Annotated in this window: 23 protein-coding genes and 6 tRNA genes; 27 read left to right on the forward strand and 2 right to left on the reverse strand. The window is 30.8% G+C overall.

The features are described from left to right. The first annotated feature begins 16 nt into the window (after positions 1-16). The 16 genes from rpmH (at position 17) to FBF10_RS05665 (ending at position 13,986) form a co-directional block, all read left to right on the forward strand. Positions 17-151, forward strand: coding sequence for a 50S ribosomal protein L34 (gene rpmH, locus FBF10_RS05590; protein ID WP_002776864.1), 135 nt, complete (start codon positions 17-19; stop codon positions 149-151). Continuing rightward, positions 148-474, forward strand: a complete 327-nt coding sequence (rnpA, locus tag FBF10_RS05595; protein WP_002859217.1) for a ribonuclease P protein component — start codon at positions 148-150, stop codon at positions 472-474. Before rpmH ends, rnpA begins: the two co-directional genes overlap by 4 nt. Next, the gene (gene yidD, locus FBF10_RS05600) at positions 471-812 is read left to right on the forward strand and encodes a membrane protein insertion efficiency factor YidD (RefSeq protein ID WP_002869899.1); all 342 of its coding nucleotides are present in this window, start codon (positions 471-473) and stop codon (positions 810-812) included. Before rnpA ends, yidD begins: the two co-directional genes overlap by 4 nt. Beyond that, entirely contained in the window at positions 809-2,401 is a 1,593-nt protein-coding gene (gene yidC, locus FBF10_RS05605) for a membrane protein insertase YidC (RefSeq protein ID WP_057033275.1), read from the forward strand. The genes yidD and yidC overlap by 4 nt, the downstream gene beginning before the upstream one ends. Then, positions 2,398-3,216, forward strand: a complete 819-nt coding sequence (locus tag FBF10_RS05610; protein WP_004308457.1) for a Jag N-terminal domain-containing protein — start codon at positions 2,398-2,400, stop codon at positions 3,214-3,216. The genes yidC and FBF10_RS05610 overlap by 4 nt, the downstream gene beginning before the upstream one ends. Beyond that, complete coding sequence (gene mnmE / locus FBF10_RS05615; protein ID WP_002859221.1) at positions 3,209-4,537, forward strand: tRNA uridine-5-carboxymethylaminomethyl(34) synthesis GTPase MnmE; 1,329 nt, start codon at positions 3,209-3,211, stop codon at positions 4,535-4,537. Before FBF10_RS05610 ends, mnmE begins: the two co-directional genes overlap by 8 nt. 10 nt (positions 4,538-4,547) lie before the next feature. After that, complete coding sequence (gene purL / locus FBF10_RS05620; protein WP_004308455.1) at positions 4,548-6,734, forward strand: phosphoribosylformylglycinamidine synthase subunit PurL; 2,187 nt, start codon at positions 4,548-4,550, stop codon at positions 6,732-6,734. Further along, on the forward strand, positions 6,731-7,501 hold the full coding sequence (locus tag FBF10_RS05625; protein ID WP_002860711.1) for a DnaJ family molecular chaperone: 771 nt from the start codon (positions 6,731-6,733) through the stop codon (positions 7,499-7,501). Before purL ends, FBF10_RS05625 begins: the two co-directional genes overlap by 4 nt. A gap of 2 nt (positions 7,502-7,503) precedes the next feature. Next, complete coding sequence (gene purH / locus FBF10_RS05630) at positions 7,504-9,036, forward strand: bifunctional phosphoribosylaminoimidazolecarboxamide formyltransferase/IMP cyclohydrolase (RefSeq protein ID WP_002867431.1); 1,533 nt, start codon at positions 7,504-7,506, stop codon at positions 9,034-9,036. Positions 9,037-9,134: 98 nt separating this feature from the next. Further along, positions 9,135-9,584, forward strand: a complete 450-nt coding sequence (locus tag FBF10_RS08955; protein WP_004308452.1) for a hypothetical protein — start codon at positions 9,135-9,137, stop codon at positions 9,582-9,584. 454 nt (positions 9,585-10,038) lie between these two features. Next, positions 10,039-10,572 carry a methyl-accepting chemotaxis protein gene (locus FBF10_RS08960; RefSeq protein ID WP_004308450.1) on the forward strand — a complete coding sequence of 178 codons (534 nt, stop codon included), beginning with the start codon at positions 10,039-10,041 and terminating at the stop codon, positions 10,570-10,572. Between the two features lie 15 nt (positions 10,573-10,587). Further along, positions 10,588-10,707: a hypothetical protein gene (locus FBF10_RS08965; RefSeq protein ID WP_002886201.1), complete on the forward strand. Its 120-nt coding sequence runs from the start codon at positions 10,588-10,590 to the stop codon at positions 10,705-10,707. Between the two features lie 15 nt (positions 10,708-10,722). Beyond that, entirely contained in the window at positions 10,723-11,157 is a 435-nt protein-coding gene (locus tag FBF10_RS05650; protein WP_002860707.1) for an META domain-containing protein, read from the forward strand. 98 nt (positions 11,158-11,255) lie between these two features. Continuing rightward, positions 11,256-12,233, forward strand: a complete 978-nt coding sequence (locus tag FBF10_RS05655) for an agmatine deiminase family protein (protein WP_002888361.1) — start codon at positions 11,256-11,258, stop codon at positions 12,231-12,233. Next, on the forward strand, positions 12,230-13,117 hold the full coding sequence (locus FBF10_RS05660; RefSeq protein ID WP_002853697.1) for a cation diffusion facilitator family transporter: 888 nt from the start codon (positions 12,230-12,232) through the stop codon (positions 13,115-13,117). The genes FBF10_RS05655 and FBF10_RS05660 overlap by 4 nt, the downstream gene beginning before the upstream one ends. Further along, complete coding sequence (locus FBF10_RS05665) at positions 13,114-13,986, forward strand: N-carbamoylputrescine amidohydrolase (RefSeq protein WP_002859227.1); 873 nt, start codon at positions 13,114-13,116, stop codon at positions 13,984-13,986. Before FBF10_RS05660 ends, FBF10_RS05665 begins: the two co-directional genes overlap by 4 nt. 11 nt (positions 13,987-13,997) lie before the next feature. Here FBF10_RS05665 and FBF10_RS05670 read toward each other — a convergent pair whose 3' ends face one another. Further along, on the reverse strand, positions 13,998-15,344 hold the full coding sequence (locus FBF10_RS05670) for an SH3 domain-containing C40 family peptidase (RefSeq protein WP_002888360.1): 1,347 nt from the start codon (positions 15,342-15,344) through the stop codon (positions 13,998-14,000). Positions 15,345-15,392: 48 nt separating this feature from the next. Between FBF10_RS05670 and pif1 the strand changes: the two genes are divergently transcribed. Then, positions 15,393-16,736, forward strand: a complete 1,344-nt coding sequence (pif1, locus tag FBF10_RS05675; protein ID WP_002867436.1) for an ATP-dependent DNA helicase Pif1 — start codon at positions 15,393-15,395, stop codon at positions 16,734-16,736. A gap of 9 nt (positions 16,737-16,745) precedes the next feature. Next, positions 16,746-17,480, forward strand: coding sequence for a hypothetical protein (locus FBF10_RS05680; RefSeq protein WP_002888359.1), 735 nt, complete (start codon positions 16,746-16,748; stop codon positions 17,478-17,480). On the opposite strand, the gene lolA is transcribed toward FBF10_RS05680, so the two are convergent. Beyond that, entirely contained in the window at positions 17,477-17,986 is a 510-nt protein-coding gene (lolA, locus tag FBF10_RS05685; RefSeq protein WP_002867438.1) for a LolA-like outer membrane lipoprotein chaperone, read from the reverse strand. The two genes, FBF10_RS05680 and lolA, sit on opposite strands and share 4 nt — an antisense overlap. Before the next feature lie 98 nt (positions 17,987-18,084). Here lolA and secA point away from each other — a divergent pair, with 98 nt between their 5' ends. The 9 genes from secA (at position 18,085) to FBF10_RS05730 (ending at position 23,288) form a co-directional block, all read left to right on the forward strand. After that, on the forward strand, positions 18,085-20,673 hold the full coding sequence (secA, locus tag FBF10_RS05690; RefSeq protein ID WP_002888355.1) for a preprotein translocase subunit SecA: 2,589 nt from the start codon (positions 18,085-18,087) through the stop codon (positions 20,671-20,673). Continuing rightward, on the forward strand, positions 20,670-21,875 hold the full coding sequence (locus tag FBF10_RS05695) for an ABC transporter permease (protein ID WP_002888354.1): 1,206 nt from the start codon (positions 20,670-20,672) through the stop codon (positions 21,873-21,875). The genes secA and FBF10_RS05695 overlap by 4 nt, the downstream gene beginning before the upstream one ends. 22 nt (positions 21,876-21,897) lie before the next feature. Beyond that, positions 21,898-22,683, forward strand: a complete 786-nt coding sequence (locus FBF10_RS05700; RefSeq protein WP_052804054.1) for an amino acid ABC transporter permease — start codon at positions 21,898-21,900, stop codon at positions 22,681-22,683. A 61-nt stretch (positions 22,684-22,744) separates the two neighbouring features. Then, positions 22,745-22,820 (forward strand) — tRNA-Lys (locus FBF10_RS05705). Between the two features lie 7 nt (positions 22,821-22,827). Further along, positions 22,828-22,903: transfer RNA gene (locus FBF10_RS05710), tRNA-Val, on the forward strand. A gap of 51 nt (positions 22,904-22,954) precedes the next feature. Then, positions 22,955-23,031: transfer RNA gene (locus tag FBF10_RS05715), tRNA-Asp, on the forward strand. A gap of 4 nt (positions 23,032-23,035) precedes the next feature. Next, a tRNA-Lys gene (locus tag FBF10_RS05720) sits at positions 23,036-23,111 on the forward strand. Between the two features lie 19 nt (positions 23,112-23,130). After that, positions 23,131-23,206 (forward strand) — tRNA-Arg (locus FBF10_RS05725). 6 nt (positions 23,207-23,212) lie between these two features. Next, positions 23,213-23,288 (forward strand) — tRNA-Val (locus FBF10_RS05730). The last annotated feature ends 26 nt before the right edge of the window (positions 23,289-23,314 follow it).

The raw sequence follows: 23,314 nt of genomic DNA on the forward strand, positions 1-23,314 counted from the left end.
TTTAAGGAAAAATCAAATGAAAAGAACTTATCAGCCACATGGCACTCCAAGAAAACGTACTCATGGTTTTCGTGTTCGTATGAAAACTAAAAATGGTCGCAAGGTGATCAATGCAAGACGCGCTAAAGGTAGAAAAAGACTTGCTGTGTGAAAAATTTTGATAAATTTAGCACAAACGAGGAATTTTCATCTGTATACAAAATAGGTAAAAAATGGCATTGCGAAGGTGTGATTATTTTTTATCTGAATAGTTATGAAAAAAAAATAGCAGTTGTTGCTAGTAAAAAAGTTGGAAAAGCAGTGGTTAGAAATCGTTCAAAACGAATTTTAAGGGCTTTGTTTGCTAAGTTTGAAAGATATCTTCGAGATGGCAAATATATTTTTGTAGCTAAAAATGAAATCACTGAACTTTCTTTTTCTAGGTTAGAAAAAAATCTAAAATGGGGATTGAAAAAACTAGAATGTTTCAAATGATATGCCTAAAAATACTCCGTTTTTATCAGAAATTCTTAAGCCCTTTAAAACCCGCTGCTTGTAGGTATTATCCTAGTTGTTCTGAGTATGCGCTTTGGCAGTTTCAAAAAAAGAATTTTTTTCTAGCTTTTTTTTCTACTTTTTTTAGAGTTTTAAGATGCAACCCTTTTTTTAAAGGGGGTTTTGATTATCCTAGAGTTTCTAAAAATTTTTATCCTATAAATTTATGTTTTAAGCCTATATTTTTAGCAAAAAAACAACTTTGTTTTTTATATATACCTTATAAAAATAAAAGTTTTTATCTTATAAAAATCATCTTTAAAAGGACAAATCAGTGAATAATTCAAATAATATTTTTCAGCAAAAGCGTATACTTTTAGCTGTTATGATTTCTTTTTTATTTTTTGTTGTTTATGATTATTTTTTCATTCCAAAGCAACCTTTAAAAATAGAACAAAACATTACACAACAAAATCAACAAAACACAAGCATAAATAACACTCCTAATATACAAAATACCACCACAAATACTCCAAGTGCAGCTTTAGTTTCACAAGATAGTGTGATATCTAAGGTTCAAAGCAAGCATTTTGAAGCACAAATTGACTCTTTTGGTAGAATTTCTGCTTTTTATTTAAAAGATAAAAAATACCAAAATGAGAAAGGAGAATTTATAAATCTTGTTAGCAAGGAAAATAGTCCTTATCCTTTAGAAATGCGTTTTAGTGATCCAAGTATTAACTCAGAGGCTTTTAAAATTCCTTATGTTGCTAACGCTAGCAATCTTTTTGTTGATGAAAATGGAAGTCAAGTTTTAAAACTCACTCAAAATCTTTCTGGATTGAAAATCGAAAAAGATATTACTTTTTATCCAAAAGGAAATTATGAGATAGAAGTTAAACTCAGCAAGAATGCAAATTATTTTATAAGTCCAGGATATCGTCCAAATATTGCCGTAGATAGTTATACAGTTCATGGTGCTTTGGTAATGGATAATAAAGAAACCATCGAAACTTATAAAGATGGAGATGTAGAAAAGGATGAAAGTGCTAATAATGTCGTAATGACTTCGGCTTTTGATAGATACTATGCAACTTTCTTTTATAATTTTGATAAACCTTTAAATGTGGCAATCAGCAAGGATGCTAATCAAAACCCTATAGTTTTTGCTTATAGTGATAATGAATTTAAAGCAGGGGGCTATATAGGCTCTAAAGAACATGTGATTTTAAGAAGTATAGATCCACGCCTTGAAGCAGTTGTTGAATATGGTTGGTTTACTTTTATTGCTAAGCCTATGTTTGAGTTTTTGAATTTCTTGCATCAGTATATAGGAAATTGGGGTTGGGCTATCGTTGTGATGACTTTAATTGTGCGTATTATTTTATTCCCGCTAACTTATAAGTCTATGATTTCTATGAATAAACTTAAAGATCTTGCTCCTAAAATGAAAGATATTAGAGAGCGTTATAAAGGCGATCCACAAAAAATGAATATGCACATGATGGAGCTTTATAAAAAACATGGTGCAAATCCTATGAGTGGTTGTTTGCCTATACTTTTACAAATTCCTATTTTCTTTGCTATTTATCGCGTTTTGCTTAATGCTATTGAGCTAAAAGCAGCTCCTTGGGCGTTTTGGATACATGATTTATCGGTAATGGATCCTTATTTCATTTTGCCTATTTTAATGGGTGCAACGATGTTTTTACAACAACTTATTACACCTATGACTATACAAGATCCTATGCAAGCTAAGATTATGAAATTTTTACCAGTGATTTTTACTTTTTTCTTTATCACTTTCCCAGCAGGACTTACGCTTTATTGGTTTGTAAATAACCTTTGTTCTTTGGTTCAACAATGGGTTGTCAATAAAATATTTGCTAAAGAACATCACAAAAAACAAGCGGAGCATGAAAAATGAAAATCGAAGCCATTGATCTTCAAAGTGCCTTAACAGAAGCTTCAAGAAGTTTAGAATGTTCTGTGATGGACTTAGAATATGAGATTATTCAGCATCCAAGAAAAGGTTTTTTTGGATTTGGAAGAAAAAAGGCAATTATAGAGGCTAAGGCAAAAAAAAGGATTTTGAAAAAAAATCCTAAAAAAGAATTTACAAGTTCAAAAAATCACAAACCAGAAACACATGAGCCAAAACAAGAAAACAAGATTGAAACAAAAAATGAAAAAAATAAAAGCCAAAAAGAAAAATATACAGTAAAAAGTGATGAAATTTTTGATAGTTTTCATCGAGAAAGCAAAGGAGTGCGTAATACTCAGGATATTTTAGATGAGATTCGCATTCAGCTTGTAAAACTTTTAGAAAGCTCCCAGTTTAAAATAGAGCTTAGTGAACTTAGAATGTATGATGAAGATTGCGTTTTGATTCGATTGGATGGGGAAGATGCTGCTTTGATGATAGGTAAAGAAGCACATCGTTACAAGGCTATTTCTTATCTTTTACATAATTGGATCAATTTAAAATATAATCTTTTAGTGCGCCTTGAGATCGCTCAATTTTTAGAAAATCAAATTCAAGGTATGCAGCTTTATTTACAAAGCGTGATTGAAAAAATTAAAATTCATGGACGCGGACAAACCAAACCTTTAGATGGGGTTTTGATAAAAATCGCTTTAGAGCAGTTAAGAGCTGAATTTCCAGATAAGTATGTAGGAATTAAGCAAAATAATGATCAAAGATTTGTTGTAATAAACGACTTTTTCAAAAAAGATGAGTGATACTATAGCGGCTATTGCCACAGCTCATGGTGTGGGTTCGATTTCTATTGTAAGATTAAGCGGTGAAAGGGCTTTAGAATTTGCCTTAAAGCTTAGCCACAAAACCAAACTTACCCCACGCCATGCTACTTTTACAAAACTTTTTAATCAAAATAATGAAATTATCGATGAAGCTATAATGATATATTTTAAAGCCCCTTATAGTTTTACAGGGGAAGATATAGTAGAGTTTCAAACTCATGGAGGATTTAGTGTGAGTGAAGTTTTACTCGAAGAACTTGTGAGTTTAGGAGCAAGACTTGCTTTAGCAGGGGAATTTAGCAAAAGAGCGTGTTTAAATGGCAAAATGACTCCTTTAAAAGCTTTAAATATACAAGATCTCATACTTTCAAAATCTGCACTTGCAGCTAAAATTATAGCACGCAACATGCAAGGAAACTTAGGAAAACTTTTAGAAAAAATTCGCACAGATTTGGTTAAAACTTTAGCTTTTGTAGAAACTAGTATTGATTATGCTGATGATGATTTACCTTCTGATTTATTAGAACAAATTTCTACTATGTGTGAAGAAAATTCTAAAATTTTAAAAGAAATTTATACGCTTTCTCAAAGCAAAAAAGGACTCATAGAAGGTTTTAAAATCGCTATTGTAGGTAAGCCAAATGTAGGCAAATCTTCGCTTTTAAATGCCTTGCTTTCTTATGAAAGAGCTATTGTTTCAGATATAGCAGGCACCACTCGTGATACTATAGAAGAGAGCTTTAAATTAGGAACGCATTTATTACGCATTATAGATACAGCGGGTATTAGGGAAAGTAAAGATGTTATAGAACAAATCGGCGTAGCTTTAAGTAAAAAAAGTTTAGAAGATGCAGATATTATTTTGGCAGTCTTTGATGCTTCAAGAGTGCAAGATAAAGAAGATGAGAAAATTTTTGACTTATTAGCAAATACTGATAAAAAAATCTTTTGGATTTTAAATAAAAGTGATTTAGAAAATGTTTTCAAAAATACTCAAAATAAAAATTTTATCAAGCTTAGTGCTCAAAAAGACATCACTTTATTAAAAGAAGAATTGCAAAATTATTTTAATTCTTTTGATAGCGAAGGTATTATGGTAAGTTCTTTAGATCTTATTAATGCTTGTAAAATTTCAAGTGAAGCGATTTTTAGAGCTAAAGGGCTTTTAGAGGAAAGTTCTTTAGAACTTTTTGCTTTTGAGCTTAATTTAGCGATTAATGAACTTGCAAGATTTACCAAAGATTTTCAAAGAGATGAAATTTTAGACGAAATGTTTGGTAATTTTTGTTTAGGAAAATGAAAGGATAAAAATGGACAAAGAAACCATAAAAGCACATAAAATCAGTGATGAAGAATATACACAAATTTTAGAAATTTTAGGACGCGAGCCAAATTTATTAGAACTTGGGGTTATTTCTGCGATGTGGAGCGAGCATTGCTCTTATAAATCCAGTAAAAAATATCTTAATGGTTTTCCAACTAAAGCACCTTGGGTGATTCAAGGCCCAGGAGAAAACGCAGGGGTTATTGATATTGGGCAAGGTATGGCAGCAGTTTTTAAGGTAGAAAGTCACAATCATCCTAGCTTTATCGAGCCTTTTGCAGGTGCGGCTACGGGAGTAGGGGGAATTTTGCGTGATGTTTTTACTATGGGTGCAAGAGTGGTTGCAGGGCTAAATTCTTTAAAATTTGGCAATATTCATGATGAAAAATGCGGCAAACATCAAAAATACCTTGTTAAAGGTGTGGTAAATGGAATTTCTCATTATGGAAATTGCATGGGTGTGCCAACTATAGGTGGAGAATGTGCTTTTGATGAGTGTTTTAATGGAAATATCTTAGTTAATGCCTTTGCTTTAGGGGTTTGTAAAAGTGAAGATATCTTTTATGCTAAGGCTGAAGGTGTAGGAAATCCTGTGATTTATGTGGGTTCAAAAACAGGGCGTGATGGACTTGGTGGAGCGGTTATGGCAAGTGATAGCTTCAATGAAGAAAGCAAATCTTTGCGTCCTACAGTGCAAATTGGCGATCCTTTCAGTGAAAAACTTCTTATGGAAGCTTGTTTAGAGCTTTTTAAAACTGATTATATTGTGGGTATTCAAGATATGGGTGCTGCAGGGCTTACTTCAAGTTCTTTTGAAATGGCAGGAAGAAGTGGCAGTGGCATGAAACTTTACTTAGATAAAACTCCTATGCGTGAAAGCGGTATGACTCCTTATGAGTTAATGCTTAGCGAGTCTCAAGAAAGAATGCTTATTTGTGCGAAAAAAGGCTATGAAGATAAGGTTATAGAAATTTTCAAAAAATGGGATTTAGATGCTGTGGTTATAGGTGAAGTTACCAATACAGGAAAAATGGAGCTTTTTTGGCATGATGAGCTTGTAGGGCTTATTCCTATCGAGCCTCTAAGTGAAAAAGCGCCGATTTTAAGTCGTCCTATAAGTGAGCCAAAATATTTAAGTGAAATTAAAGATTATAAATTTGAGCTAAAATTAAGCATTCAAGAGCTTTTTATACAAATGCTTCAAAATGAAAATATTAACAACAAAGCTTTTATTTATGATCAATTTGATTCAAGTGTGCAAACCAATACTATAAAAGCTGATGGAAGATTAGGTGCTAGTGTTATTCGTATCAAAGAAAATGGTGCAAGTGTGGCTATGGCTATAGAATGTAACTCACGCTTAAATTATGTAAATCCTAAAATAGGAGCAGCTTTAGCAGTAGCTTCAGCAGGAAGAAAAGTTGCTTGCACGGGGGCTAAGCCTTTGGCAATAAGTGATTGTTTAAATTATGGAAATCCGCAAAATCCTGAAGTGATGTGGCAATTTGCACAAGGTTGCGAAGGCATTAAAGAAGCTTGTAAAGAGTTAAATACCCCAGTAGTAAGCGGCAATGTTTCACTTTATAATGAAACTGAAGGCGTAAGTATTTATCCAAGTCCTACTATAGTAAGCGTAGGGGTTTTAGAAGATGCAAATAAAACCTTAAAAGCTAATTTTGAAAAAGAAAATTTAAGTGTTTATCTTTTGGGTGAAAGTTTAGGGGAATTTGGTGGATCTATGGTAATGAAAATCCAAGATAAAAAAGTATCAGGAAGTCTTAAAGAGCTTGATTATAAAGCTGAAATTGCACTTTGGGATTTGCTTTATAAAGCCAATCAAAATTCTTTACTTGAGTGTGCCAATAGCGTAGGAATAGGGGGTATTGCTATGACTTTGGCAAAAATGTTTGCTATTTCTAGTGTGGGTGTAAATTTAACAAGTGGTTTTGATGATGAAAAAATGATTTTTGATGAGAGTGCAAGTCGTGCTATAGTAGGGCTTAGCAAAGAAAATGAAGAAGCTTTTTTAAATTTAGCCAAAGAATTTGGAGTAAAAGCTTATAAATTAGGTGTGAGTACAAGCCAAAAACATTTTAAACTTGATAACATTGAGTTAAGCAAGGCTGAACTTGACAAGCTTTATTTTGAAAGTTTTAAAGAGCAAATCCAATGACTTTAGTTTTAATTATACTCGTTATTTTGGTGTTTTACTGGTATTATAAAACTTGGGGAAAACAGGATTTTTTAAACTCAGCTACAAGAGGAGCCAAAGGCTTTGCTAAGGGTTTTGCTCGTGGGGTTATGGAAGAAAGAATGGATGAGTTTAAAAGGCGTATGAATTACTATGTTATCGCACTTTTGGCAAAAATTGCAAAAAGTGATGGTAGGGTAAGTGAAAATGAAGCTGAAATGATCAAAGATCTTTTAGATGCAAATGCCAAAGATGAAAAAGAAAGAGCTTTTTTAAAAGCAAGTTTTAATGAACATAAAGAAAATTTAAGTGATGCTTTTTATGTGGCAAAAGATTTTTTAAAAGAAGTGCCTTTGCCTAAAAATGAGCGTTTTAATGTCTTGCGTGTGCTTGTTTTTATGGCTTTAATCGATGCAGATTTTAATGCTAAAAAGCGTGAAATTTTAGAGCAAATCGCTAAAGCCTTTGATATAGCAAAAAGCGAATTAGACGCTTTTATAGCAAGTCTTTCAAATTTAAAAAGTACTAAAAAAGAATTAAGCCTTGATGAAGCTTTTGCTATTTTAGAACTTTCAAATAATGCAGATTTAAATGCAGTAAAAAAACAATACCGCAATTTAGCAAAAAAATATCATCCTGATATTTTAAATGCAAACAATGTTAGTGAAGAAGAGCTTAAAATCGGTGTAGAGAAATTTCAAAAAATCAACGAAGCTTACGAAAAAGTTAAAAAACATTTAGAAAGGTAAAAATGAGAGCATTACTTAGTGTGAGTGATAAAGAAGGCATAGTAGAATTTGGCAAAGAGCTTGAAAATTTAGACTTTGAGATTCTTTCAACAGGCGGGACTTTTAAGCTTTTAAAAGAAAATGGAATAAAAGTTATAGAAGTGAGTGATTTTACAAAGAGTCCTGAGCTTTTTGAAGGGCGTGTGAAGACTTTGCATCCTAAGATTCACGGTGGGATTTTACACAAAAGAAGCGATGAAAATCATATCAAACAAGCAAAAGAAAATGAAATTTTAGGCATTGATCTAGTTTGTGTAAATTTATATCCTTTTAAAAAAACCACTATTATGAGTGATGATTTTGATGAAATTATAGAAAATATCGATATAGGTGGGCCTGCGATGATAAGAAGTGCAGCAAAGAACTATAAAGATGTGATGGTACTTTGCGATCCGCTTGATTATGAAAAAGTGATTGAGACTTTAAAAAAAGGTCAAAATGATGAGAATTTTCGTTTAAATTTGATGATAAAAGCTTATGAGCATACGGCAAATTATGATGCTTATATTGCAAATTATATGAATGAACGCTTTAACGGAGGTTTTGGAGCGAGTAAATTTATAGTAGGGCAAAAAGTATTTGATACAAAATATGGAGAAAATCCACATCAAAAAGGGGCTTTATATGAGTTTGATGCCTTTTTTAGTGCAAATTTCAAAGCCCTTAAAGGCGAAGCAAGTTTTAATAATCTAACCGATATTAACGCAGCTTTAAATTTAGCTAGTAGTTTCGATAAAGCTCCAGCTATTGCTATAGTAAAACATGGAAATCCTTGCGGTTTTGCTATAAAAGAAAATTTAGTACAAAGCTATATACATGCTTTAAAATGCGATAGCGTTAGTGCTTATGGAGGAGTGGTTGCAATCAATGGAACTCTTGATGAGGCTTTAGCAAATAAAATCAATGAAATTTATGTAGAAGTAATCATCGCAGCCAATGTAGATGAAAAAGCTTTAGCTATGTTTGAAGGTAAAAAACGCATTAAAATTTTCACTCAAGAAAGTCCATTTTTAATCCGCAATTTTGATAAATATGATTTTAAACATATTGATGGGGGTTTTGTATATCAAAACAGCGATGAAGTTGGCGAAGATGAGTTTAAAAATGCAAAGCTTATGAGTCAAAGAGAGGCAAGTAAGGAAGAATTAAAAGATCTTGAAATCGCCATGAAAATAGCAGCATTTACCAAATCAAACAATGTTGTTTATGTAAAAAATGGCGCTATGGTGGCTATAGGCATGGGTATGACAAGCAGAATCGATGCAGCAAAGGTAGCAATCGCTAAAGCTAAAGAAATGGGGCTTGATTTGCAAGGTTGCGTTTTAGCAAGTGAAGCCTTTTTTCCTTTTAGAGATAGCATAGATGAAGCAAGTAAAGTAGGGGTTAAAGCTATAGTAGAACCAGGCGGAAGTATAAGGGATGATGAAGTGGTAAAAGCAGCTGATGAGTATGGTATGGCGCTTTATTTCACAGGAGTAAGACATTTCTTACATTAAGTTTAATGGAATGTTATGTTTTTTACACATAATTCAATAAAAATTAAATAAATTATGTGTAAAATATTTCCGAAAAATTTTATTTTTAGGAAACTACGATGTTTAAAACTATAGGATTTAAGGTTTCTGCTGCAATTTTTGTGGTGTTGCTTATAAGTTTCATTGTAATGCAAGTGATTTTAAATTTGGATTTTAAAAATACTGCCAATAAAATGAGCAGGGCAAATTTAAATACCGTAAGTACTTCTGTTTTTCAAACAATGAGAATGGCTATGAATTTAGGAGATCCTGAAAAAATTAAAGAAGCCATTGAAGATGTAAAAAGTATAGAGGGTATTAGTGATATTAAAATTTATCCTTCAAAAGATACTATGGATCTTTTTGAGATGAAAGCCCCTCAAATTTCAAATGATAAGCGTATTATAGAACAATTTTCAAATCCTAAAATTCAATCTTTGAAAGAAAATATAAATTTAAGATTGATACGCCCTTTGATTGCAGATGAAAGTTGTGTTACTTGTCATGAAATGCTAATACAGGAAGTGTGATTGGGGTTATGGATATATCACATTCTTTAGAAGGTGTTTAAAAAGATATAAGCAAAACCGGTCAATCTTATATTATAATATTTACTATTGCTTTGATTTTTACCCTTTGTGGTGGTTTTTAATGCTTAAAGTTGTTGTTGGAAAGCCCGTTTTAGAGCTTTTAAATCATGCTAAAGAATTAGCTCAAGGAAGCGGCAATTTTAAAAGCTCGTATTTCAGTTAAAGGTCAAGATGAAATTGCTTTAGCTTGTGGATATATCAATCAATTTATCGAAAAAACTCACAAGGCAGTTAGCAGTGCAAGTCATAATTTAAAAAATGTAGAAAAACAAAGCAATCTTTTAAATTCAAATGCTATTTTTTAAGTGATATCAGTTCACAAAGTCATAAGCAAATAGATCAAAGTTTTAAACTTGGTGCAAATGTTGGCAATGAACTTAGAGAACTTGCTAGTTTGTCAAATAAGGCAAATAGTGCCAATGAAAAATCCTTTTTATTATTAGAGCAAATGCTTAAATCTTTGTTTAATGTTGCTAATAAAGTATCAATAGTATCCCAAAATGAAAATGAATTGGCTAAAAAAGTTGAAAACATGGTCAATCAAGCAGGTAATATACAAAAAGCAACTCAAATGATGGATAAGATCGCAGATAAAATAAAATTACCATCCCTAAATGCTGGCATAGAAGTAGCTAGGGCTGGTGCATTTGGACTAGGTTTTTCTGTAATTGCTGAGGATGATAGGCAGTTGGCTCAGAACAGTGAAGAATTTTTGGGAAATGTAGCTCAAATTACAAAAGAGCTTTTGCAAAGTATTAATGAGGTTAACGCAGAATTAAAGAAAAATACTCAAAGTATACAAGCTTTAAATGATGACACCGCTTTATTGGTTGATGATGCTAATGAGGTTAAATTATGTAACGAAGATGCTAGGGCTTTGGTAACTCAATGTACTGAAAAAATAAAAATTTCCCAAGAGAATATATAAAATTTACTTTCTCGTATGCAAGAAAATGTTGAAGTAAGTGAAAAGAATGAAGAAATTTCTAAAATTCTACTTCAAGTTGTAGATGAGTTAAAAATAGTGTGTCATAATCTCGAAAGCGAACTTAACCAATTTTAAATTTAAAGGAATAAAATGAAAAAAACGCTTCAAATTGCTTTAGCTGCAACTTTTTTTGCAGGTTGTGCTAGTACTTCTGTTACTTCATCTACTTCTAAAGGTAATAATGAACTTGTACAAAATCAGCTTTTCAAAATAGAAAAAATTATAGTTAATGGTAAAACTTTTGATCCAAAAAACGCAGAGGAAAGTCCAAATATTAGTTTTGAAAATAATAAATTTTATGGTTATTCAGGGTGTAATCGTTTTTTTGGTTCTTATCAAACTAAGGCGGATACTTTGCAAATCGAAGGTGATCGCGTAGCTTCAACTCAAATGCTTTGTCATCCAATGGATGTAATGGATTTTGAAAATTCTTTCCTTTCAAATTTCAAAGGAATTTTTAAAATTTCAAATGAAAATGGAAAACTTGTTTTAAGTAATGATGAAATGAAGATCTTTTTTAAATAATACCCTAAAGCCTCGAAATATCGAGGTAATCTTCTTAAATTTGACAAAAGTCTAAAAAATGATACAATTATAATTTTATTATCAAAAAAGGTAGTTAAATGATAAAATCAATTCCTGAATGGAGTGAGCAAGAATACCTCATGCTTTCTTTACCCCATGAAAAAAGCGATTGGAATCCCTACTTAGAGGAAATTTTGCAAAGTTATAAAGAATTTGTAAAAGTGGTAAGTGAATTTCAAAAAGTTTTACTTATAGCTCCTAAACAGAGTGATTTTGAAAATTTTAAAGATATAAAAAATGTAGAGTATTTTAAATGTGATACCAATGATACTTGGATACGCGATTTTGGAGCTATAGATATAATAGAAAATGGTCGTTTAAAGGCTCTTGATTTTACTTTTAATGCTTGGGGAAATAAATTTCAAAGTGAGCTTGATAATGCTGTAAATTCTAAGCTTTTTAAAGAGAAATTTAAAGAGGAACTTAAAAAGGTTGATTTTATTTTAGAAGGAGGAAGTATTGACTTTAATGGAGAGGGTGTGATGCTTACAAGCTCTCATTGTCTTTTAAATGAAAATAGAAATTCTCATCTAAACAAAACCCAAATTGATATAAAATTAAAAGAAATTTTTGGTTTAAAGCAAATTATTTGGCTAGAAAATGGTTTCATAAAAGGTGATGATACAGATCATCATATCGATACCTTAGCAAGATTTATAGATAAAAATACCATAGCATATTGTATTTGTGAAGATGAAGAGGATGAACATTATTTGCCTTTGCAAAAAATGAAAGAAGAGCTTAAAAAAACAGGCTTTGATTTAGTAGAACTTCCTATACCTAAGCCTTTATACTATGAAGGAAGAAGATTGGGCGCAACTTATGCGAATTTTGTTTTTATAAATAATGCTTTAATTGTGCCTTTTTATAAGGATAAAAATGATGAAATCATAGCTAAAAGACTTTCTAAAGCTTTACCTAGTCATAAAATTATAGGAGTAGATGCAAGAGTGTTTTTACGACAAAACGGTTCTTTGCATTGTTCTTGTCAAAATCGTTTCAAAGGTTTAAGATGAGTTTGCAAAAAAAAGCAACTCTTGTAGCAAGTTTATGTGCCATTGTTTTAGCCTTGGTTAAATTTATAGTAGGCTTAACAAGTGGTTCTGTTGCAGTACTTTCAAGTGCGATTGATTCTTTAATGGATTTTGCTATTTCTGCTTTTAATTTTTTGGCTCTTAAAAAAAGCTCACAAAAGGCGAATGAAAATTATAATTTTGGTTTTTCTAAAATTGAAGCTTTAATGGGTTTGTTAGAAGGTGTTTTTATAGTTGGCGTGGGGATTTTTATTTTTTATGAGAGTATTTTAAAGATTTATTATAAAGAAGAAATTAAAGATTTAAATTCAAGCATCTATGTGATGATTTTTGCTTTAATTATGACTTTTTTTCTTGTACTTTTTTTAAATTATGTAGCTAAAAAAACCAAAAGTTTAATTATAGAAAGTGATGCTTTGCATTACAAAACAGATTGCTTAACCAATGCTTGTACTTTAGGGGCTTTGGTTTTGATTTATTTTACAAATTTACATATTATTGATGCTATTTTTGGGATAGTGATCAGTCTTTATACGGCATTTTCTGCTTTTAAAATCATTAAAAAAGCTTTAGCTTTTTTAATGGATGAGGCTTTACCTAAGGAACAAGTGGATAAAATTTGTACTTTGATTTCTAATAATCCTGAAATAATTTCCTATCATGAATTAAAGACGCGTAAAACTCCAAGTTGTAATTATTTAAGCGTGCATTTGGTTTTTTGCCCTATAATTTCGCTTTTAAATGCGCATAAAATTTCAGATGAAATAGAAGAAGGTGTGCGTAAGATGTTTGAAAATGAAAAATGGGATATACAAATTCATTTAGATCCTTATGATGATGCAGAACAAGAAAGGCAAAGACAATGAAAATCGCTTTAATACAACAAAAATTTCATTTAAATAAAGAACAAACTATAAAAAAAACTTGCGAATTTATAGAAGAAGCCTCTAAACAAGGAGCTGAGCTTGTTTGCTTAGGAGAACTTCATCAAAGTGAGTATTTTTGTCAAAGTGAAAATGTGGATTTTTTTGACTATGCTAATGATTATGAAAAAGATGTGAAATTTTGGGCAAATATAGCTAGAAAAAATCAAATAGTGCTTATTGCTTCATTGTTTGAAAAACGAAGTGCCGGACTTTATCATAATACTGCAGTGGTTTTTGAAAAAGATGGTTCTATAGCAGGCAAATATCGCAAAATGCACATACCCGATGATCCTTGTTTTTATGAAAAATTTTATTTTACTCCTGGAGATTTGGGTTTTGAACCTATAAATACAAGTTTAGGTAAGCTTGGAGTGCTTATTTGTTGGGATCAGTGGTATCCTGAAGCAGCAAGAATTATGGCTTTAAAAGGAGCTGAGATTCTTATTTATCCCACGGCAATTGGTTGGTTTGATAAGGATAAAGATGAAGAAAAACAAAGACAGCTCAATGCTTGGCTTGGCGTACAAAAAGGACATGCTATAGCTAATGGTTTATATGTAGTAGCTATCAATAGAGTAGGTTTTGAAAAAGATGTAAGCGGGATAGAAGAGGGCATTAGATTTTGGGGAAATTCTTTTGTTTTTGGCCCTCAAGGTGAAGAACTTTGTCTTTTAGATTCTCAAAACGAATGTGTAAAAATCATAGAAATAGATAAAAAAAGAAGTGAAAATGTGCGTCGTTGGTGGCCTTTTTTGCGAGATAGACGCATAGAATATTTTGCAGATTTAACTAAAAGATTTATTGATTAAATCAATAAATCTTATTTGTTTTGTATATTTTCAAGATAGCTTTTTATTTGCTCTTTTTCTTGTTCATTTAAATTTATAAAACTTATTTCTTTAAGTCTTGATAAAAGCAAATTATCTTCTAAAATTTCATTTTTTCCTATTTCTAAAGAAGTGATGACGCTAGAACTTATGAGAAGTCTTTGGGTTGCATCTTTTCTTAAGCCCCATATATTATGTATGGCAATATTATTATCTGTAATTTGTCCTGCATAAAGCATAATATGTCCAGGTAAATAAAGTAAGCTTAAATAAGCTTTTCCAAAGCGGTTTAAAAAATCTTTTTTTTGAGAATTGCTAAGAGTGCTTATATCAAAATGATTAAAAGAATTTTTTTGTGCAGCTGAATTTCTTGGTAGATAAAGTCCAAAAGCTGAAAAGATATCACGAGTTAGTAAAGAACAATCTCTTTCAAAATTATAACCGCCCCAGCCATAAGGCAAATTTAAAACTTGTGAAAGTTGATTTTTTAAATTTTTATCATTGAATTGTAAAGGAAATTTAGATACATCTTTTTTAGAAATTTTATATTTTTTAGAACCTATTTTTCCATAAAAATAGTTTTTATCTTCTTTGTAGTAAGGATAGATAGCACCAATTCTACTTTCAAAGAAAAATTTACCATCCTCGCTATAGATAGCAAATTTTTCTTTTAGTGGTGTGATAAAGTTGAGATTTTCATAGATTTTCGCTCTATCGTTTGAGAAAAATTCCAAATTTTTACTTTCAACAAATCCAAATCCAGCTTCACCTAAAACAAAAGCATAACGCTTATCTTTACTAAAATGTGAAATTAAGACAGGGGATCCAGTATTTAAAATGCCATCGCTTGCATAGTCAAAAGGAATTCCTTCATTTTCAAAAAAAGGATTTTTTAAGATAGCTCTTTGGGTTGGAAGATTTTTAATGATTGTATTTTGGATAATTAAAGCTTTTTGATTAAGTTTACCGAATTCTTGGATATTTGCGTTATTTATAGCGTTTTTAAACCATGAAAGTGGAATAATTTGTTTATTGAAAAAATAATAAGTATTTTTTGAATTTAAATATAAAGGAAAGGACCAAAAAATATTTTGTCCTTTGTAATTTTTAAATGAATCATGCCAAGGATTAAAGAAATGTTTTTTATATCGTTTTACATCAAAATTAATATTGTAAGTAAATTGTGGTAAAATGCTTACATTTTGTTCGTATTCAAGTTTTGCATAATGTTGATTTTCATTTTTTTGTTCTAAATTTTCATGATGAAGCGAAGTTAAATTTTTTGTTGAACAAGCTGTTAAAAATAGCACTATAAAAGTAAAATATAAACAAGATTTCATAATCAACCTTTTAGAAAAAATAGTTATAATTAAAGCTAAGGAAATATAATGCTTGATAAACTAGAAAAAATTTTAGCTTATGATAATGTTTTTTTAAGTGGTGGCGCTGGAGTTGGTAAAAGCTTTTTGACAAATGAGCTTATCAAATCTTATAGAAAACAAAAAAAATTAGCCATAGCTCTTGGTTCTAGTGCTCTATCGGCGTTTAATATAGGCGGTGTTACTTTACACAGCTTTTTTTGTTTAGGGTATTGTGATGATATGATGAAATTAAGCGCATTGGATCGCAATCAAAAACAAAAAGAAAAATTAACAAAACTTAAAGAGCTTTTAAAAACGATTGAGCTTATTATTATCGATGAAATTTCCATGGTTAGCGCAAATGTTTTTGAAATGATAGGCTTTAGACTTAAAAATTCTCAATTTAATGGAAAAATTTTAGTTGTTGGAGATTTTTTTCAACTGCCTCCAGTAATTAAAGAAAAAAAAGAAACTTTATTTAACCATTCTTATTATGCTTTTTCTTCATTTTTTTGGCAAGATTTAAATTTTAAGAATATTAAACTTTCTCAACCTAAAAGAACGCAAAATATGGAATTTTATAACCATTTATCTTTGATTAGACAAGGTTTTTTAGATGAAAAAATTTTAAGCTTTTTTGAATCTTTGCGAATTGATTATAAAGAATTAGAAAATTTAGAAGATGATTATACTTTACTTTGTGGTATCAATAAAAAAGTAAACAATATCAATCAAGAAAAATTAAGCAAACTTGAGACCCCGCTTGTATGCTTTAAGGCTCAGGTTAAAAAAGAAGATAAGAGAATAAAAGATGAAGAGCTTGATTCTTGGATTAGAAGCTTAAATATATTGGAAGAATTAAATATTAAAATAGGCGCTCGTATTATTTTTTGCGTAAATAATTGGGATAAGAATTATTATAATGGAGAGCAAGGTATTATAGAAGATATTCTTTATGAAGAGGAGAAAATTTATATTAGCATTATTAAAAATAATGGGATGAAAATTTTACTTGAACCTTATACTTTTTTCATGGAAGAACTTGAGCAATCAGGTAAAGATTTTGTTGTTAATATTCTCGCAAGTGTTACACAGTTTCCTATTAAATTAGCTTATGCTATTACTATACACAAATCACAAGGTATGAGTATTGAAAAATTAGTGTGTGATATTGATCATATTTTTGAAAATGGACAGCTTTATGTCGCTCTTTCTCGCGCTACAAACCCAAATACTTTAAAAATTTATTCTACAAAAAAGATAAATTTTGGATTTTATTTTGCTAATATTTTAAAAATAGATTCTAATGTGATTGAATTTTATAAAAAACATAATTTTTTAGATCTCGAAATACAAGAACAAATCATTTAAAGGCATTAAATGAAAAAAATATTTTTAAGTGTTTTTTTGGTTTTGAGTTTAAATGCTCAAAATCTTGAAATAGATAAAATAAGAACAGATTTGTATTCTAAAAGTGGGACAAATGTTCTTAAAAAAGTTGAAATTTCTTTGGAATTTGATGGGAATAATTTAAAAGAAAATGAAAATAAGTTAATTGATGCTGTAAATACAGTAATTTCAGGGTTTTTTTACGAAGATATTTTTACAGAAATTGGAAAAAATAATTTCAAAAAAACTTTAGAAAAATTTTTAGATAAGAAGTATAAGATTGAATTAGATGATATATATATCATATCTTTAAGCGGAGTGGAAAAATTTGATTTAGAGGAGTTTAAACGCTTTTTAGAAAGTACTGAGGCTAAAGAGAAGGGTATGGGTAGCGAGGTAAAAAAAGCACTTGAAAACTTAGAAGTTCCTAAAACTCAAGTTCCTAGTGTTGAAAAGATCCCAACTCCTAGTGTTCCAAATTTAGAAGTCAAGCAAGTTGAACAGCTTTTCAAAGATCCAGATGAAGAAAATAAAAATGACAATGGAGAAATCAATATAGATAATTTAAATACACCTAAAATGACTCCAGATATAGAAGAAAAAATTAAAAGAGATTTAATCGCCAATCCTCCACAAATATTCAAAGAAAATAACGCAAGCAAGCCTTATCATTTGCCACAAACAGGCTATGATATAAAGCTTGATGAAAATTCAACGCAAAATTAGCGAACTATATCATAATTTTGCGGAATTTTTGCCTTGAAAATATCGGAGTTGATTTTTGGATTTTTAATTTGATTGTTTAGATTGATTATAACATCATTTTCAAATTCATCTTTATAGGATATGCTTTGAATTTGCTCTTCATTAAGCTTAATTGTATAGTTTATATTATCATATTTTGCTGCAAGTTTATCCTTATCTATAAGACTTGCTTTTTTGAAAATTTCATTAAGATTTGGAATGTTATCAAGATGAGAGAAAATGACTTGTTCTAGATCGTGCTCTACTATGGTTACTTGATTTTTGTTGATATAAATCTCTTTTTTACTAGGAGTATCATAACTCCAATATGCTTGATCTTTGCTCAGTATAAAATGCCCAGAATAAGAAAGTGTAGAGTTTTTGGATTTCACTATTTGGGTAAAATTGCTTGAAAAGGTATTAAAATTAAGATCAAGGGCAAAAAGTTGTCCTATAAAAATAAAAAATATCAAGAATGTTTTTTTCATTTATTTTCCTTAAAAAATATATTTTTTATGTCATTCTAGCTAATTTTAATTAAATAATCGTTATAATGATAGTTTGAAAAATTTATAAAGGTTTAAAAATGTTTTTAAATACTTTAAAAGCCGTGTTTGGCACAAAAAATGATCGTGAAGTTAAGAAATATTTCAAGCGTGTAGCACAAATCAATGCTTTAGAAGGCAACTATCAAAATTTAAGCGATGATGAATTAAAAGCCGAATTTGCAAAATTTAAAGAGCAAATTTTAAGCGGAGAAAAAAACGAAAATGATGTTTTAAATGATGTTTTTGCTATAGTCAGAGAGACAGGTAAGAGAACTTTAAATATGCGTCATTTTGATGTGCAGTTAATCGGTGGTATGGTTTTGCACGATGGAAAAATCGCAGAAATGAAAACAGGAGAAGGTAAAACTCTTGTAGCAACCTTACCTGTTGTTTTAAATGCCATGAGTGGCAAAGGCGTACATGTCGTTACAGTAAATGATTATCTAGCCAAAAGAGATGCTGAGCAAATGAGTGCGATTTATAATTTTTTAGGTTTTAGTGTTGGCGTGGTGCTTTCTTCTCAAAATAGTGATATAGAACACAAGCAAGCTTATGATTGTGATATTACTTATGGAACCAATAATGAGTTTGGTTTTGATTATTTGCGTGATAATATGAAATTTTCAAAAGCTGAAAAAGTTCAAAGAGAGCATAATTTTGTTATCGTAGATGAAGTAGATAGTATTTTAATTGATGAGGCAAGAACTCCGCTTATCATCAGTGGTCCTACAAATCGTACTTTAGATGGTTATATTAAAGCCAATGAAGTAGCTAAACAAATGCAAAAAGGTGAAGCAGTTTTACCCCCTGCAAAACCTGAGGGTGATTTTGTAGTAGATGAGAAAAATCGTAATATTTTAATTACAGAAGCAGGTATTGCTAAGGCTGAAAAACTTTTTGGCGTAGAAAATTTATACAGTCTTGATAATGCTATCTTAGCTCATCAGCTTGATCAAGCCTTAAAAGCACATAATCTTTTTGAAAAAGATGTGCATTATGTTTTAAGAAGTAATGAAGTTATCATCGTTGACGAATTTACAGGGCGTTTAAGCGAAGGACGTCGTTTTAGCGAAGGATTGCATCAAGCTTTAGAAGCTAAAGAAAATGTAAAAATTCAAGAAGAAAGCCAAACTCTAGCAGATATTACTTTTCAAAATTATTTTAGAATGTACAATAAACTTGCAGGTATGACAGGAACTGCACAAACAGAAGCGACTGAATTTTCTCAAATTTATAGTTTAGATGTTATTTCTATACCGACAAATATTCCTATTAAAAGACAAGATAAAGATGATCTTATCTATAAAACTCAAAATGAAAAATTCAAAGCTGTAATTGAAGAGATTAAAAAAGCCAATGCTAAAGGTCAGCCTGTACTTGTAGGAACCGCAAGTATAGAGCGCAGTGAAGTTTTTCACAATATGCTTGTAAAAGAGAAAATCCCTCATCATGTTTTAAATGCTAAAAATCACGAGCAAGAAGCTTTAATTATTCAAGATGCGGGAAAAAAAGGTGCAGTGACTATCGCTACAAATATGGCAGGTCGTGGCGTGGATATAAAAATCGATGATGAGATAAGAGCTTTGGGTGGACTTTATATCATTGGTACAGAAAGACACGAAAGCCGTAGGATTGATAATCAACTTCGTGGTCGTGCCGGAAGACAGGGTGATCCAGGTATTAGCCGTTTTTATTTGAGTTTGGAAGATAATCTTTTAAGAATTTTTGGTGGAGATCGTATCAAAAATATTATGGATCGCTTAGGTATACAAGAGGGTGAACATATAGAATCAAGGATTGTAACAAGAGCGGTTGAAAATGCGCAAAAAAAAGTTGAAAGCTTACATTTTGAAAGTAGAAAGCATTTGCTCGAATATGATGATGTAGCCAATGAACAAAGAAAGACTATCTATCGTTACCGTAATGAACTTTTAGACGAAGAATATGATATCAAAACCAAAATTTCACAAAATATCGCAGAATACAGTGCTTATGTCATGAATGATTTTATGATCGAAGAAAGTGGAACAGAATTAAATTTTGAAAATTTAAAAGCTAAAATTTTGGATGAATGTTCCATTGAACTTAAACAAAGTGATTTTGAAAATCTTAGCTTGATTGAAATGCAAGAAAAACTAAGCGAAATACTAGAAAAATCATACGATGAAAAAATGTCAAAATTGGATTCTAAACAGCTTCATCACATAGAGCGCATTTTATATTTGCAAGTTTTAGACAATGCTTGGCGTGAGCATTTATATCAAATGGATATTTTAAAAACAGGTATAGGACTTCGCGGATATAATCAAAAAGATCCTTTAGTAGAATACAAAAAAGAAAGTTATAATCTTTTTTTAGAGCTTGTTAATCGTATCAAATTTGATAGCATCAAATTGCTTTTTAGTGTGAAATTTAACCAAGAAGAAGCACAAAATTTAGAAGAAAAAGCAAATCAAGAAAATGAAGCTTTATTTGAAAAATCAGTAGAAATGGGTGCTAGTGAGGATAATTTAGGCGAAGCTGAATTTAAAAAAGTTCCACGCAATGCTCCTTGTCCTTGTGGAAGCGGTAAAAAATTTAAAGAATGTCATGGAAAAAGTGGGCCTAAACAAGGAATTTTAGCTTGAAAAAAAGCGTTTTAAAATATCTACTTTTTAAATACTTAAGATTTGATAAAGAGCAACCCTTTATCAATCTCTCTATGCTTTTAGCTTTTCTAGGAGTTTGTGTAGGACTTTGTGTTTTGCTTGTAGCTATGGCAATTATGAATGGTTTTGATAAAGAATTTGAAAAACGCTTTTTTGTGATGAATTATCCTATTACTATTTTGCCTAAATTCTACGCTCCTGTAAATGATGAATTTATAGATGAGTTAAGAAAAACATTTCCAAATTTGTTATTTAGCCCTTATTTAAGCACTCAAGTTGTTGTAAAGGGAGATAATCGTTTTGAAGGTGGTGTGCTTTTTGGCGTTAATTTTAATGATGAAAAAAAAATAAACGAAGTGGTTGCTAAAGCTTTAAAGGATGAGAATTTAAGTGGTTTTGATATACTTGTAGGATCAGCACTTACTGATGAATTTGGTTTGCATAAAAATGACAAACTTTCACTTATTTTTTCAAATCTTAATCCTAGTGGATTTTCTTTAGTACCGCAAACTAAACGTTTTGATGTTAAAGCGCGTTTTACTTCAGGGCTTGCATTTTATGATAAAGCTTATATGTACACAGATGTTGATGCATTGAAAAAAGTACTTGGAATACCTAAAAATCCAAATTATGATGGAATTCATGTATATAGCGATAATGCTTTTAAGGATGTTGAAAAAATTAAATCTTATTTAAAAGATGATTATGCTGTGGTGGGTTGGTGGGAGCAAAATAAAAATTTTTTTTCAGCCTTAGAACTTGAAAAAAGAGCGCTTTTTATAGTGTTGATGCTTATTATTTTGGTTGCAAGTTTAAATATAGTAAGTTCTTTATTGATGATAGTAATGAATCGTCGCAGTGAAATAGCACTTTTACTTGCTCTAGGTGCAAGCAAAAATGAGGTAAAAAAGAGTTTTTTTGCCTTAGGTATGCTTATTGGTGGTGGTGGTATGATAGTGGGTGTGGTACTTGCATTTTTTGCTTTATGGCTTTTGGGAAATTTTGATATTGTAACTTTACCTGTTGATGTTTATGGAACCAGTAAATTACCACTTGATTTGTCTTTAATGGATTTTTCTTTAACCATTGTGGGTGCTTTAATAATCATAGCTTTATCATCTTTTTATCCTGCAAAAAAAGCAACTCAAATTAATATTTTAGATACTTTAAGAAATGAATAAATTGTAATTTTGGAGATTTTTATTGTCTTTGTTTACTCAAAAAAATAAGAATTTTAAACCTTTAAAACCTCTATCAAAGTCAAAAATAATCACTAATTTAATTCTTTTGATTTTATTTTTAATATTGTTTTGTTATTGTAGTTTTAGTATAAGTGCTTATCATTTTGATTTTAGCGCAATTACAACCTATAAAGAAAAATTTCTTCAAGGTTTTTTAAATACTTTAATAATCAGTTTTTTTTCTTTATTGTTGAGTATAATTTTGGGTGGAGTTTTTTGTGCTTTTTCTTTAAGTTCGATTGTTTTTTTAAGATTTTTATCTACATTTTACATAGAGCTTGTCAGAGGAACCCCTTTACTAGTGCAGGTATTATTGATATATTATATCATTGCAAATAATTTAGGACTTGATAATCGATATGTGGCTGGAGTTATTATTTTATCATGTTTTTCTGCTGCTTACTTAGCTGAAATATTTAGAGCTGGAATTTTAAGTATTTCTATATCTCAGCTTGAGAGCGCTAGGGCTTTAGGGTTAAAAGAGATGCAGGTTTTTGCGTATGTAATTTTTCCCCAAGCTTTAAAAAATATTTTAGCACCGCTGAGTGGACAATTTGCAAATTTAATTAAAGATAGTTCCTTATTAAGCGTTATTGCTGTAAATGAATTAACCCAAAGTGCGCAAGAGATAAATTCTTATACTTTTGCTACTCTTGAAGCTTATGTAATTTTGGCTATTACATATCTTGTTTTGACTTTACCTATAAGTATATTTTCTCGTTATTTGGAGAGAAAATGCCAAAAATGATTTAAAAAAGCTTGACAAATAGAGCTAATTTTGGCATAATCACATTTTTATTTCAGAAAATGTCTCGTTAGCTCAGCCGGTAGAGCATCTCCCTTTTAAGGAGGGGGCCGTTGGTTCGAATCCAACACGGGACACCATTATAAAGGTCGCTTAGCTCAGTTGGTAGAGCGCCACCCTTACAAGGTGGATGTCATAAGTTCGAGTCTTATAGTGACCACCATTTTATAAAATCATAAATAGGTTTTATAATCTCTACTTCTTTACTTTGGATGCAGCGGTAGTTCAGCTGGTTAGAATGCCGCCCTGTCACGGCGGAGGTCGCGGGTTCGAGCCCCGTCCGCTGCGCCATATTGTCTCGTTAGCTCAGCCGGTAGAGCATCTCCCTTTTAAGGAGGGGGCCGTTGGTTCGAATCCAACACGGGACACCATTTTTATTGTTAGGGTTATGACCCTTTCGTCTAGTGGCCCAGGACAACACTCTCTCTGTGTGGAAACAGAGGTTCAAATCCTCTAGGGGTCGCCAATCATAGGTCGCTTAGCTCAGTTGGTAGAGCGCCACCCTTACAAGGTGGATGTCATAAGTTCGAGTCTTATAGTGACCACCATTTTATAAAATCATAAATAGGTTTTA

Origin of the sequence: Campylobacter sp. CFSAN093249 (genome assembly GCF_011067895.1) — a bacterium.
Lineage (GTDB): Bacteria > Campylobacterota > Campylobacteria > Campylobacterales > Campylobacteraceae > Campylobacter_D > Campylobacter_D jejuni.

Excerpts from the sequence above, each read along its gene's own strand:
- lolA (WP_002867438.1), bottom strand. The coding sequence starts at position 17,986 with ATGAAAAAAACATTCTTGATATTTTTTATTTTTATAGGACAACTTTTT.
- FBF10_RS08955 (WP_004308452.1), top strand. The coding sequence starts at position 9,135 with ATGTTTAAAACTATAGGATTTAAGGTTTCTGCTGCAATTTTTGTGGTG.
- purH (WP_002867431.1), top strand. The coding sequence starts at position 7,504 with ATGAGAGCATTACTTAGTGTGAGTGATAAAGAAGGCATAGTAGAATTT.
- yidD (WP_002869899.1), top strand. The coding sequence starts at position 471 with ATGATATGCCTAAAAATACTCCGTTTTTATCAGAAATTCTTAAGCCCT.
- FBF10_RS05665 (WP_002859227.1), top strand. The coding sequence starts at position 13,114 with ATGAAAATCGCTTTAATACAACAAAAATTTCATTTAAATAAAGAACAA.
- FBF10_RS05650 (WP_002860707.1), top strand. The coding sequence starts at position 10,723 with ATGAAAAAAACGCTTCAAATTGCTTTAGCTGCAACTTTTTTTGCAGGT.
- FBF10_RS05625 (WP_002860711.1), top strand. The coding sequence starts at position 6,731 with ATGACTTTAGTTTTAATTATACTCGTTATTTTGGTGTTTTACTGGTAT.
- FBF10_RS05680 (WP_002888359.1), top strand. The coding sequence starts at position 16,746 with ATGAAAAAAATATTTTTAAGTGTTTTTTTGGTTTTGAGTTTAAATGCT.
- FBF10_RS05660 (WP_002853697.1), top strand. The coding sequence starts at position 12,230 with ATGAGTTTGCAAAAAAAAGCAACTCTTGTAGCAAGTTTATGTGCCATT.
- mnmE (WP_002859221.1), top strand. The coding sequence starts at position 3,209 with ATGAGTGATACTATAGCGGCTATTGCCACAGCTCATGGTGTGGGTTCG.
- FBF10_RS05670 (WP_002888360.1), bottom strand. The coding sequence starts at position 15,344 with ATGAAATCTTGTTTATATTTTACTTTTATAGTGCTATTTTTAACAGCT.
- secA (WP_002888355.1), top strand. The coding sequence starts at position 18,085 with ATGTTTTTAAATACTTTAAAAGCCGTGTTTGGCACAAAAAATGATCGT.
- purL (WP_004308455.1), top strand. The coding sequence starts at position 4,548 with ATGGACAAAGAAACCATAAAAGCACATAAAATCAGTGATGAAGAATAT.
- pif1 (WP_002867436.1), top strand. The coding sequence starts at position 15,393 with ATGCTTGATAAACTAGAAAAAATTTTAGCTTATGATAATGTTTTTTTA.
- rpmH (WP_002776864.1), top strand. The coding sequence starts at position 17 with ATGAAAAGAACTTATCAGCCACATGGCACTCCAAGAAAACGTACTCAT.
- FBF10_RS05610 (WP_004308457.1), top strand. The coding sequence starts at position 2,398 with ATGAAAATCGAAGCCATTGATCTTCAAAGTGCCTTAACAGAAGCTTCA.
- FBF10_RS08965 (WP_002886201.1), top strand. The coding sequence starts at position 10,588 with ATGCAAGAAAATGTTGAAGTAAGTGAAAAGAATGAAGAAATTTCTAAA.
- FBF10_RS05655 (WP_002888361.1), top strand. The coding sequence starts at position 11,256 with ATGATAAAATCAATTCCTGAATGGAGTGAGCAAGAATACCTCATGCTT.